The organism is Streptomyces sp. NPDC007095 (genome assembly GCF_040634475.1).
Taxonomy (GTDB): Bacteria; Actinomycetota; Actinomycetes; order Streptomycetales; family Streptomycetaceae; genus Streptomyces.
In genome coordinates, this window is sequence record NZ_JBEYFS010000045.1 from 48,517 (window position 1) to 60,818 (window position 12,302).

Annotated in this window: 8 protein-coding genes and 2 pseudogenes; 4 read left to right on the forward strand and 6 right to left on the reverse strand. The window is 71.5% G+C overall.

Annotated features, from left to right (window positions below; genetic code table 11):
- Positions 1 to 166: 166 nt before the first annotated feature.
- Both ABZ656_RS17650 and xylB read right to left on the reverse strand, forming a co-directional pair.
- The gene (locus ABZ656_RS17650) at positions 167 to 1,375 is read right to left on the reverse strand and encodes an ROK family transcriptional regulator (protein WP_101407678.1); all 1,209 of its coding nucleotides are present in this window, start codon (positions 1,373 to 1,375) and stop codon (positions 167 to 169) included.
- A gap of 58 nt (positions 1,376 to 1,433) precedes the next feature.
- Entirely contained in the window at positions 1,434 to 2,879 is a 1,446-nt protein-coding gene (gene xylB / locus ABZ656_RS17655; protein ID WP_360268934.1) for a xylulokinase, read from the reverse strand.
- Positions 2,880 to 3,042: 163 nt separating this feature from the next.
- Between xylB and xylA the strand changes: the two genes are divergently transcribed.
- Both xylA and ABZ656_RS17665 read left to right on the forward strand, forming a co-directional pair.
- A complete protein-coding gene (gene xylA / locus ABZ656_RS17660; RefSeq protein ID WP_360268937.1) occupies positions 3,043 to 4,209 on the forward strand; it encodes a xylose isomerase in 1,167 nt (388 codons plus the stop codon).
- 418 nt (positions 4,210 to 4,627) lie between these two features.
- Positions 4,628 to 4,879 carry a hypothetical protein gene (locus ABZ656_RS17665; protein ID WP_360268940.1) on the forward strand — a complete coding sequence of 84 codons (252 nt, stop codon included), beginning with the start codon at positions 4,628 to 4,630 and terminating at the stop codon, positions 4,877 to 4,879.
- A 100-nt stretch (positions 4,880 to 4,979) separates the two neighbouring features.
- On the opposite strand, the gene ABZ656_RS17670 is transcribed toward ABZ656_RS17665, so the two are convergent.
- The 3 genes from ABZ656_RS17670 to ABZ656_RS17680 all read right to left on the reverse strand — a co-directional run bounded on the left by ABZ656_RS17670 (position 4,980) and on the right by ABZ656_RS17680 (position 10,544).
- Complete coding sequence (locus ABZ656_RS17670) at positions 4,980 to 6,323, reverse strand: esterase-like activity of phytase family protein (protein ID WP_360268943.1); 1,344 nt, start codon at positions 6,321 to 6,323, stop codon at positions 4,980 to 4,982.
- 88 nt (positions 6,324 to 6,411) lie between these two features.
- The gene (locus ABZ656_RS17675; protein WP_360268946.1) at positions 6,412 to 7,695 is read right to left on the reverse strand and encodes an SWF or SNF family helicase; all 1,284 of its coding nucleotides are present in this window, start codon (positions 7,693 to 7,695) and stop codon (positions 6,412 to 6,414) included.
- Entirely contained in the window at positions 7,692 to 10,544 is a 2,853-nt protein-coding gene (locus tag ABZ656_RS17680; RefSeq protein WP_360268949.1) for a DEAD/DEAH box helicase, read from the reverse strand. Before ABZ656_RS17680 ends, ABZ656_RS17675 begins: the two co-directional genes overlap by 4 nt.
- A 245-nt stretch (positions 10,545 to 10,789) precedes the next feature.
- On the opposite strand from ABZ656_RS17680, the gene ABZ656_RS17685 reads away from it, so the two are divergent.
- Positions 10,790 to 11,872 (forward strand): acyl-CoA desaturase, encoded by a 1,083-nt coding sequence (locus ABZ656_RS17685; RefSeq protein WP_360268952.1) that lies wholly within the window; start codon positions 10,790 to 10,792, stop codon positions 11,870 to 11,872.
- 156 nt (positions 11,873 to 12,028) lie between these two features.
- Positions 12,029 to 12,208 (forward strand): annotated as a pseudogene (locus ABZ656_RS17690) (hypothetical protein); the annotation flags it as partial.
- Here ABZ656_RS17690 and ABZ656_RS17695 read toward each other — a convergent pair.
- Positions 12,209 to 12,302: pseudogene (locus ABZ656_RS17695) on the reverse strand (histidine kinase dimerization/phosphoacceptor domain-containing protein); the annotation flags it as partial.

Sequence of the window (12,302 nt, forward strand, 5' to 3'; positions counted from 1 at the left end):
CATCGGCCCGACGGCTGCGCCTCGCGTGAATTACGGTACGGCGCTTGCCGGTTGGGCGGGAGGGCACAGCGTTCGTCGGTGGACAACTCCGGGACTGTGGACAACTCGGTCACCCGTGAGGGGCAAAGGGACCCTGAGTACCGTGCCGCCGACCGCGATGACCGCGCTACGCCCGCTCCGCGAAACCCGCCGGATCGTCGAGCACCGCCCGCACCACCGAGTGGGCGGCCCCCAGCAGGGGCCCCTCGGGTCCCAGCGGTGACACGGACACGGCACAGGCGGGGCCCGCCGTGCGCCGCGACAATTCCTCCTCCAGCGAAGGCAGCAGCCACGGTGCGAGACCGGACAGCGCTCCACCCAGCACGACCGTCTCCGGATCGAGGAGGTTGACCGCGCCCGTGAGCGCGATACCGAACGCGGTTCCGGCGTCGCGCAGGGCACGCCGTACCTCCGGATCGCCCTGGGCGGCACGCTCGGCCAGCAGCCCGACACGGTCCTCACGCGGCTCCAGACCGGCCGCGCGCAGCACGGCCTCCTCACCCGCGTACTGCTCGAGGCAGCCCCGTCCGCCGCACGGGCAACGAGTCCCGTCCGGCCACACCGGTACATGCCCCAGCTCGCCCGCGAAACCGCGGGTTCCACGCAGCAACCGTCCGTCCACGACCACGGCCGCACCGATGCCGATCTCCGCGGACACATGCAGGAAGTCGCGTGGGGTGGCATCGCCGAGCCAGAGTTCCGCCAGACCGCCGAAGTTGGCCTCGTTGTCCACGGTCAGCGGGAGGTTCCCGGGCAGCAGCACGCCCAGATCCGTGTCGTGCCAGTCGAGGTTGGGGGCACTAACCACGGTCCGGGCGTCGCGGGCCACCAGACCGGGCACCGCGACCGCGAGGCCCGCGGGCCACAGTCCCTCCCGTTCGGCCTCGGCGACGACCTGCCGCACCAGCGCGGTCAGCTCCTTGAGCACCGGCTCGGGCGGCCGGCCGCGGTTCGTGCCGTGCCGCACCGCCCGCGCCCGTATGTCACCGCGCAGATCAACGGCGCACACCGCCAGATGGTCGACGCCGACCTCCGCGCCTATCCCGGCGGGGCCGTGCCCGCTGACGGCGAGTGCCGAGCCCGGTCGCCCCACCCGTCCGGGCCGCTCGGGGCCCAGCTCTTCGAGGAGCCCCGAGCGGATCAGTTCGTCCACCAGCGTCGAGACCGCCGCCCGCGTCAGACCGATGCGCGAGGCGACGGCGGCACGCGACAGCGGCCCCTCCGCGCTCACGGTGTGCATGACACGAGAGAGGTTGCGGCGGCGCATGCCCTGTTGGGTGTCGGGCAGTCGACGGCCGGAACCGGTCGGGTGGGCCTCGTGCAGTGGTGCGGTCATGCCTCCGTCAGTCCTCGTCCGGCCGGTCCCTCTCGGGGCTGTCCTCGTCCGTGCTCGCTCAGTCCTTGTTCGGTTCCCGTTCCAGAAGCGGGGCCGCGTCGGAGAGTACCCCGGCGATCCTGGCGAGCGTCTCCTCGTCCCGGTCCACGGCGTCGAGCACCGGCCCGTGGGCCGTTCCCCAGCGGCGGGCCACCGCGGCCGGGTCCTCGCCGGTCAGCAGGCCCGCGGCCTGCGCGGCGGCACCCAGCGCGACCAGTTCCTTGGCCTCGGGCACCTGAACCGGACGTCCCGACAGCCGGCGTACGGTCTGCTGCCAGGCCGTTCCCCGGGCGCCTCCGCCGATGAGCAGCAGCGGCGCGGAGCGGTCCGCGTCCGGGTCGAGCACCAGGTCGAGGGCGCCGAGGAGCGAGTGGACCGCTCCGTCGTACGCCGCCTGCAGCAACTGCCCGCCAGTCGTGTCGTGCCTGAGGCCGTGCAGCAGCCCCGAGGCATGGGGCAGGTTCGGGGTGCGCTCGCCGTCCAGGTAGGGGAGCAGCGTCACGCCGACGCCCGGTTCGACGGCCTCGCGGTCGAGGCCCAGCAGCGCTGCGACACGATCGACGGCGAGCGTGCAGTTCAAGGTGCAGGCCAGCGGAAGCCAGTCGCCGCGTGCGTCGGCGAAGCCCGCGACGGTGCCGGTCGGGTCGGCGGGGCGCCGTGTCGAGACGGCGTACACCGTGCCGGAGGTGCCGAGGCTCAGTACGGCGGTGCCGGGGCGCAGTCCGAGGCCGAGCGCGGCGGCGGCGTTGTCGCCGGTGCCGGCGGCGACCAGCGTGCCCTTGGAGAAGGGCAGCTCATCGCGGGCGTGCACCGTTCCGGCCACCTCGCCGGGCCGGGCGATGCGGGGGAGGAGCGCCGGGTCGAGTCCGACGTGCGCGAGGACTTCCTCGTCGTACCTCTCCGTACCGGACGCCCACCAGCCGGTACCGGAGGCATCGCCGCGGTCGGTCGTGCCCTCTCCCGTGAGGCGTTCCGTGAGGTAGTCGTGGGGCAGTCGTACGGCCGTGGTCGCGCGGACGGCGTCGGGCTCGTTCTCGGCCAGCCAGGCCCACTTCGTGACCGTGAAAGAGGGGCCGGGCACGCTGCCGGTGCGCTCGGCCCAGGCCTTCGGGCCGCCCAGTTCCTCGACCAGCCGACGGGCCTGCGGCGCCGAGCGCACGTCGTTCCACAGCATGGCCGGGCGTACGGGATCGCCCTGGGCGTCGAGGGTGACGAGCCCGTGCTGCTGGCCGCCGATCGACACCGCGGCGGCCTCGTGAGCCGCCTCGCCGCACTGGTGCAGCGCCTCGCGGAGCGCGTCCCACCACTGCCGCGGGTCGCTCTCGCGGCCCGCCCCGGTGGAGACGGTGTGCGGCGCCTGCCCACTCGCCACCACCTGTCCGGTCGACGCGTCGACGACCAGGGCCTTGGTGGACTGGGTGGATGTGTCCACCCCGACGACGAGCGGACCCTCGGCTGCTGACATCGGGCTCTCCCTCTTCCGCGGCTCCGCGGGATCTGTCCTGGTGGTGGGGCTTGTGGACCGGTGTGGCCCAGGTTTCACACTTCGTCTCTTCCCAGAGATGCCTCCGCATACTAATTTGTTAATCGCCATGACGAAATAGTCGGAGCTAGCAAGGAGCCGCGGCATGAACTACCAGCCCACCCCCGAGGACAGGTTCACCTTCGGCCTGTGGACCGTCGGCTGGCAGGGAAGGGACCCGTTCGGCGATGCCACCCGGCGCGCCCTGGACCCGGTCGAGTCGGTACAGCGCCTGGCCGAGCTCGGCGCCTACGGTGTGACCTTCCACGACGACGACCTGATTCCCTTCGGATCCTCGGACAGCGAGCGCGAGTCGCACATCAAGCGCTTCCGCCAGGCCCTGGACGCGACCGGCATGCGGGTGCCGATGGCCACCACCAACCTGTTCACGCACCCCGTTTTCAAGGACGGCGCGTTCACCGCGAACGACAGGGGCGTGCGTCGCTACGCGCTGCGCAAGACGATCCGCAACATCGACCTCGCGGTCGAACTCGGCGCGCAGACGTATGTCGCCTGGGGCGGCCGTGAGGGCGCCGAGTCCGGCGCCGCCAAGGACGTGCGCGTCGCCCTCGACCGGATGAAGGAGGCCTTCGACCTCCTCGGCGAGTACGTGACCTCCCAGGGCTACGACCTGAAGTTCGCGATCGAGCCGAAGCCGAACGAGCCGCGCGGCGACATCCTGCTCCCGACCGTCGGCCACGCGCTCGCCTTCATCGAGCGTCTGGAGCGCCCGGAGCTGTACGGCGTCAATCCCGAGGTGGGCCACGAGCAGATGGCCGGGCTGAACTTCCCGCACGGCATCGCGCAGGCCCTGTGGGCGGGCAAGCTCTTCCACATCGACCTCAACGGCCAGTCCGGCATCAAGTACGACCAGGACCTGCGCTTCGGTGCCGGTGACCTGCGCTCGGCGTTCTGGCTGGTCGACCTCCTGGAGAGCGCCGGGTACGCGGGGCCGAAGCACTTCGACTTCAAGCCCCCGCGGACCGAGGACTTCGACGGGGTGTGGGCGTCGGCAGCGGGCTGCATGCGCAACTACCTGATCCTGCGGGAGCGCACGGCAGCCTTCCGTGCCGACCCCGAGGTCCAGGAGGCGCTGCGCGCGTCGCGCCTCGACGAGCTGGCGCAGCCCACCGCGGCGGACGGCCTGGCAGGGCTGCTCGCGGACCGTGTGGCCTTCGAGGAGTTCGACGTGGAGGCGGCCGCCGCGCGCGGGATGGCCTTCGAGCAGCTGGACCAGCTCGCCATGGACCACCTGCTGGGCGCGCGGGGCTGATCGTGCCCCGGTGAGGCCTGGCCCGTCTCCTGGCGGGCCAGGCCTCACATCTCGCTGCGTGGACCAGGCGGGGAATGCTCCGGAATCATGCGATCCACGGCATGAGTCCGTATCAACTTCGGCACAGGGGTCGCCCCATGACCGGTCCGAGGCGAGTCTTGACGGTATGGCCACCCCGCCCTTACCGCCCCAGCCTCCCCGGCCGCCGGGAGACACGCCCCCTTCGGGAAACGGTGGCTTCGGCCCGCCGCCCGGAGGCTACGGGCCTCCTTCGGGAGGCCAAGGTCCCCCTTTCGAGGGCTACGGTCCCCCTCCGGGGGGTGATGGGCCCGAACCTCCCGCTGGATTTCCCGGCGGTCCGGGAGGCCCTGGTGGCGGGCGGCGCCGTACTCCGCTGTTCCTCGCGCTCGCCGCGCTCGTGGCCGTCGTCGCTGTCGTCGCCGTGGTGCTGATGGTCCGCGGCGGCAGCAACACGCCCGACAAGAAGGGGCCCACCGAGAGCGGCGGCACTCAGGGATCGTCTTCCCCGTCGCTGAGCATTCCGTCCGAACTGCCCAGCGAGCTGCCTTCGTCGCTGCCCTCGGCCCTGCCTTCGTCCTTGCCCTCGGAGCTGCCGAGCGATCTGCGCAGCATCCTGCCGAGCGACCTGCAGTCGCTCCTCCCGACCTAGGGAACGGCGCGCTGCCGTAAGCCACTTAGGTGACGTGCACGCGCGCGTGGACGCCGTTTCGCGACTCACGCACGCGTGCCCGACGAAAAGGGTGGCGAGGTCAGATCCCGTGCGGCAGCCGTACGTACGTGACCGTCGTCTCGATACCGCTGTCCACCAGCCGGCCCTGCGCGTCGAACGCGCCCGCCCCGTCGGTCATCCCGAAGTCGTTGTCGTTGATCAGCGCGAGTGTGTCGTGGTCCACGCGCGCGATGCCCTCGATCTTCCCGGGTACCCCCGCGACCGTCCCCAGGTCCACGACCAGACGCTTGGCGAGCACCGGGACGCCGGAGGCGGCCGGATCGGCGAGCTGTTCCAGCGACGGGGACGTCGTGTCGCTGCCCCAGGGACCACCGAGGATGTTCGCGCCACGCGTGAGCTCCACCACCTGCAACCGCGCCGCCTTGTCCGTGCGTTCCTCCACCAGCAGCCGATCGCGACCGACAGCCACCACGGAGGAGATCTTCAGCTCCGACGTGTCGTCCTCGCTGGGGTCGACCACGTTCACCGGGTCGAAGCGGTAGGCGTACTCGGCGGTGACGGCCCGCTTCTTCGGGGAGAAGCGCAGCAGCCGTGTCGTGCGCGAGACGTCCCCCGCGTCGCTGTCCGGCAGGGAGAGCGGGCTCTGCACGGCCATCACCAGGTCGCCGCCGGGCAGCTGCGCGAGCCCTTCGAAGCCGCGATTGATCTTCCGGTGCAGCAGGACGGCGGGCAGCGCCTCGACCACCGGATAGTCGGTGCCGGTCAGGTTCAGCCCCTTGGGCACATAGCGCGTGAGGACCTTCCCGCGCGCGGAGACATGGATCAACGAGGGACCGTACTCGTCGACGAGCCAGAAACTGCCGTCCGCGAAGCGGACGATGCCTTCGGTGTCAACGCCGTTCGGGTTGTACGTGAGGGGGGTCTGCGCGTCATAGGAGTACGGCGCCTCGTCGCGCCCCGCCTGGTTGGACAGCCCGGTGACGGGCTTCCCGGAGGATGTGGTGATCGGGAGCGCGTCCAGCACCTTCACGGCGTCACCGGACACCCTGATCTTCACGATCGCCGGGTCGAAGCCGGGCACCGGGAACGTGCGGCGCTTCTTGCCGGCCACCTTGATCTGCCCATTGGGACCGCGGTCGGTGACCGTCCAGAACTCGCCCCGACGCCCGGCCGGGTAGATGTCGCTGCCGATCCCACCGAGGTCCACGCCCCGGTCGTCTCCCACCGTGCCGGGCAACAGCGCGTTGCTGAACGTGCCCAGGGGGATGTCGCCGAGGTTCGCGGTGCGTGTGACCCTCGGCTGCGACGGGTAGCCCTGAGCGCTCGCGGTGCCGACCGCCACGAGGGCAGCCAGCATCGCGAGCGGTACACCCGCGGCGACGGTTCGGTGGACGTGGCGCCGGCCGACGGCGTGCGGGGACATCGGGCCTCCTGAGGCACAAGTTCGTTGACAGCGGCCAGAGTTGGCCGCTGCACCGAACGTCGTACGACTTCGAGGTGAACGTGGGGCGTCAACCACTCATCGGGTCGCCGCCAGGGGCTCCCTGCGCCATCGCGAAGGCGGTGGCCGGATCCGCTGTCGCCTGCCCCGCGGGCGTCCAACGACCCCGCTCCTTGCGGTACGGCCACCATCGACCGTCTCGCCCCAGGCGCAGCTGGGCAGGTGTGCCGACGGCGGTCCAACGGTTGCGGGTGGCACGCAGTCGCGGCCGCTCGTCCTCGTCCCAGGCCGCCTCCAGGGAGGCACGCGCGCGTGCGAGTGCCTCCGCCTCCACGGCCCACTCGTCCTCCAGCACGGCCAGCGCGACCACACCCCCGTGGTGCCAGGCACGTACGGCGAGCGCCAGTTCCTGCCGGTCGCGCCCCGATCCGCCGGCCAGCCGCTCGACGATCGCACCCTCGGTGCCGGACGCAGCAAGCCGAACCGCGTCCTGCTCGACCGTCAACTCCGCCGCCGGTGCTTCCTGCCCGTGAGTCGGCCTGAGCGCTTCGGCGAGCAGCCGGTGCGCCTCGGCCGCGGTCGCGGCAGCGAGGAACTCCAGGGCGGGCGGGTCGACGCCGGGTGCGGGCGCGGTCTCGGTGTCCAGGGAGGGCGGCCGACCGGGCACCTCGGGCAGATCCGGAGGAGCGGGCAGGGACGGCAGGATGCCCCCGGCCGCGTACGCCTCGCCGGCGTCCACGCCCTGCTGGGCGGGTTCCGGGGCGTCCGCCCGATCCTTCGCGGTCGCGCTGCCGCGCGACTGAAGCTCGTCCAGCAATCTGCGTTCGGCGCGGCCGCGCATCAGCAGCAGGGCGAACGGATCCTGGTCGAGCAGCCGCGCCATCTGATAGCAGAGCGCCGCGGTGTGCCCACAGTGGTCCCAGGCCCCGCAGTCGCACTCGGCCTCCAAGTCACCCAACCCCGGCAGCAGTTCGACTCCCGAGGCCGCCGCATCCTCGACCAGATATGGGGGCATCTCGCGGTCGAGCAACGCCGCGACATGCCCGGCCCGTTCGACGGCCATGTCCAGGAAACGGTCCCACTGCTCCTCGGACAGTTCCTGAAGCAGCACGTCCGAGCGGTGTGCGGTGCCGTCCCGGTCCCGAACGACGGCGGTGATGCGCCCCGGCCGCACCGACACGGCTCCCACCGCATTCGCGCGCGCGAGTCTGCGGCCCGTCTTCACCTGCTCCGAGTCCAGCGCCGCGTCCTCCAGAGCCTTCAGCCAGGCCCGGCCCCACCACGTCTCAGCGAAGCCCCGCCCCAGTGCGGGCGGCAGCGCCGCGAACGTACGCTCCTCGTTCCGATCCGTCATCGTGCGTCCCCTCGCAGCTCCACCAGGTCGGCCAGTTCGGCGTCCGTCAGCTCCGTGAGCGCCGCCTCTCCGGCGCCGAGGACCGCGTCGGCCAACTGCTGCTTGCGCCGCAGCATCTCGGCGATGCGGTCCTCGATGGTCCCCTCGGCGATCAGTCGGTGCACCTGCACGGGCCGGGTCTGGCCGATGCGGTACGCGCGGTCCGTGGCCTGCGCCTCCACGGCAGGGTTCCACCAGCGGTCGTAGTGCACGACGTGCTCGGCCCGGGTCAGGTTCAGGCCCGTGCCCGCGGCCTTCAACGACAACAAGAAGACAGGGATTTCGCCCTCCTGGAAGCGTTCCACCATCGCCTCGCGCGCTTGGACGGGCGTCCCGCCGTGCAGGAACTGCGTCGCGACGCCGCGCACCGCGAGATGGCGCTCGATGAGGCGCGCCATCCGCACGTACTGCGTGAAGACCAGAACGCTCGCTCCCTCGGAGAGGATGGTGTCGAGCAGTTCGTCCAGCAGCTCCAGCTTCCCGGACCTGCCCGGGATCTTCGGCCGGTCCTCCTTGAGGAACTGTGCCGGGTGGTTGCAGATCTGCTTCAGGCCGGTGAGCAGCTTCACGATCAGACCGCGCCGCGCCATGCTGTCCGCGCCCGAGATCTCTGCGAGGGTCTCACGCACCACCGCCTCGTACAGCCCCGCCTGCTCCTTGGTGAGCGAGACGGCACGGTCGGTCTCGGTCTTCGGCGGCAGCTCGGGCGCGATACCGGGGTCCGACTTGCGCCGCCGCAGCAGGAACGGCCGGACCAACTGGGTGAGCCGCTCGGCCGCCGCGGGATCCTGAGCGCCTTCGACGGCCTGCGCATAACGCGTCCGGAAGGAGCCGAGACTCCCGAGCAGGCCCGGTGTCGTCCAGTCGAGGATCGCCCACAGCTCCGAGAGATTGTTCTCCACCGGCGTGCCGGTGAGCGCCACACGCGCGCGTGCGCCGACGGTGCGCAGTGCCCGCGCCGTCGCAGAGTAGGGGTTCTTCACGTGCTGCGCCTCGTCCGCGACGACCATGCCCCACGGGACCTCGGTCAGTCGCGGCGCGTCGAGCCGCATCGTGCCGTACGTGGTGAGCACGAACTCCCCGTCCGTCAGGCTTTCCAGACTGCGCCGTGAGCCGTGGAATCGGCGAACCGGCGTGCCGGGCGCGAACTTCTCGATCTCGCGCTGCCAGTTGCCCATCAAGGAGGCCGGGCAGACCACGAGGGTGGGGCCCGCCGCCGACGTGTCGGTCTGCCGGTGCAGATGCAGGGCGATCAGCGTGATCGTCTTGCCCAGGCCCATGTCGTCGGCCAGACAGCCGCCCAGTCCCAAGGAGGTCATCCGGGCGAGCCAGTTGAGGCCCCGCACCTGGTAGTCCCGCAGCGTCGCGGTGAGCGCGGCGGGCTGCCCGACCGGCTCCTGCCCCTCCGGGTCCGAGAGCCGCTCCCGAAGCGTCGCCAGCCATCCCGTGGGCCGTACGTCGACCCTGCGGCCGTCGACCTCCGTGGAGCCCGTCAGAGCGGCGCTCAGCGCTTCGACGGGCGTGACCTTGCGGTCCTGTTGCGCCCGGGCACGGCGCACCTCCTGCGGGTCGACGAGGACCCACTGGTCGCGCAGCCGCACCATGGGGCGGTTCGCCTCGGCGAGGTGGTCCAGCTCCTGTCGTGTGAGTTGCTGATCGCCCAGCGTGAACCACCAGTTGAAGGCCAGCAGCGCGTCCGCGGACAGGAAGGAGGGCGCGGCCGACGCGACCTTGTCCGGACTCCGCTCGTCGTCCGGCGGGCCGATGACGGCGCGCGCGGTCAGCTTGCGCGCCAGCTCCTTGGGCCAGTGCACGTCGACACCTGCGGACGCCAGCATGCGGGCGCCCTCACCGAGGAGTTCGGTGACCTCCTCGTCGGCGAGTTCGACGGCGTCCGGCACCGTCGCCGAGAGCAACGGCGTGAGCGGGGGCCAGGCGCGGGCCGCCCGCCGCAGGGCGAGCAGGACGTCCATCCGCGCGCGCGGGCCGAAGGCCGCCGATCCGGCCCAGACGGCGGAGGCGTCCGCGACAAGACCCGGGTCGTTCACGCTGTGCACCTGCAGCACCCCGCGGAACGGGAGCCGCGTCTCGTCCGCCCCGACCGACGCCAACCCAGGGACCTCGACGCGCAGCGAGACGCGCACGCCCGCGTCGTGCCCCGCGGCCACGTCGGCGGCCCAGGCGCGCTGCTCCGGCACATGCTGCGGATCCGGCGCCGCGAAGGCCGTACCTCCCGCGGCCGGCGACGCGGCGGGGGAGCGGGGCAGCGCGTCGGCGACCGCGTCGAGGAAGGCTCGCAGCAGCCGCTCCGGTTCGGGCAGCCGTACCGGCTCACGGCCGTCCACCGGTACGGCGTGCGCTTCGGGCGGCATCGCCGCGGCGAGTTCGCGTACGCGCTCCAGGTCGTCGGCCCGCAGCGGACCGGCACGCCACGCGTCGTGGTCGCTCGCCGTCAGCCCCGGCAGCAGCAGCCCCCGGGCGGCGAGTTGGAGGGCGAGTACGGCGGCCGCGCCCCAGAACGTGGTCGCCCGGTGTGCGTGCGCGGCGGCACGCGCGCGCGTGAGGACCGGCAGCGCGGCGCGCACCGGGAGCAGGACGGCGGGCACGGTCACGAGCCCGACACCGTCGTCTCCGGGCACTGCGACGGTCAGGTCGCCGAAGGCGCCGGAGGCCACCACTGGTGGGAGGTCACCGTCGGGCCGCCAGAAAGCGACGCTTCCGGTACGGGACGGATCGGCGGGCATGAACACGGCACAGCATTGGGCCAGTTCGGAGATCTCGGCGGGCGTTGCCGCAGGAATTCTCTGCACAGCGATGACGCATTCCTCAAATTTGACTAGTGCTCGGAGCCGCCGAGGCTACAGCACTGCGTGCACCCGTCGGGAATGCCCGGACCGTGAGGTGGCTCTCCCCGGGGCGGGGGTGTACTTAACCCCCCTCGATGGACGGGGCAAGCCTCAGTGCGGACACGGGTGGTGGCGTCATGGTCGCCGAGGGTCACTGAATCGTACGTTTCATCAGGTCAGCCCCTTACCTGAGAAACCGGAGACCCGTCATGCCCCAGACCGCCACAGCCGTAGTGGAAGGCCCTCCAGGGGGCGGCGTCGGGCAGAGTCCCGGGAGCGATTTCGCGCCGCTTCTTCGCACCGTCAGGGCTCGGGGTCTCCTGGACCGGCGCCATGACTGGTACGCACGCGCGATCACCGTGAACGCGCTGGCGCTGGCCGCGGTCGTGACGGGTGTCGCCCTGATCGGCAACTCCTGGTGGGTGCTCGTCCTCGCACCGCTGCTCGCCGTGTTCTCGGCCCGCACGGCCTTCATAGGCCACGACGCGGGCCACACGCAGATCACCGGCAACAAGGGGATCGGCCGTGCGATCGGCCTGGTCCACGGCAACCTGCTCCTCGGACTGAGCTATTCCTGGTGGAACCACAAGCACAACCGCCACCACGCCAACCCGAACCACATCGACAAGGATCCCGACGTCGTCGCCGACGTCCTGGTCTTCACCGGTGAGCAGGCCGAGGCCAGGGTCGGCTTCCGGCGCTGGCTCACCCGCAACCAGGCCTGGCTCTTCTTCCCGCTCACTCTCCTGGAAGGCGTCGCCCTGAAGGTCCACGGATTCCAGGACCTGCGCAGGCAGCCGCCGCGCGAGCGGGTGGTGGAGGCACTGCTGCTGGTGACCCACGTCGTGGCGTACGCGACCTTGCTGCTCACCTCCATGTCCCTCGGCAAGGCCCTGGCCTTCGCCGCGCTGCACCAGGCGCTGTTCGGCCTGCACCTGGGCATGGCCTTCGCGCCCAACCACAAGGGCATGGAGATGCCCGACCCGGACGGAGAGCGCTGGGACCATCTGCGCCGCCAGGTGCTCACCTCCCGCAATGTCCGTGGCGCCGCCCTGACCGACTGGTTCCTCGGTGGCCTCAACTACCAGATCGAGCACCACTTGTTCCCCAGCATGCCTCGACCCCACCTGCGGCTCGCCCAGCCGCTGGTGCGCGCACACTGTCGGGAATTGGGTATCCCCTACGCGGAAACCGGGCTCGTCGACTCCTACCGGCAGGCCCTGCGTCACATGCACGAGGTCGGCGAACCCCTCAGGGCCGAGCAGCCGCGGAAGGTCTCAGGGGGTGAGTGAGCGCGGAGGGTCTCAGGGGGTGAGTGAGCGCGGAGGGTCTCAGGGGTGAGTCAGGGGAGCGCCTCAGGGATGTCTCAGGGTCGCGCACTGGAACCGTGAGAGGCGTGCACCCGTTTTGAGGACAGAGAGCGGCAGCAGCCGCGAAGGAGGCGACACATGTCGAAGAACGCGAAGATCGCCGCAGGAGGTGTGGCGGTCGGCCTCATCCTGCTGATCTGGTTGCCCTGGTGGGCCGCCTTCCTGATCGTGGTGGGCGTTCCGGCGGCCGCGTACCTGACGCTGGATCCCTCGCAGCGGCGCAGGCTGCGCCGCGTCACGCGCAAGGAACTCGGCCGGAAGCGCGAGGCCGACGCCCGCCTGGACGTTGATCACGGAGATGCTGTGGGCGAGGACGTCATGCAGTTCACGGGCGATCCGCAACCGCTCCTCG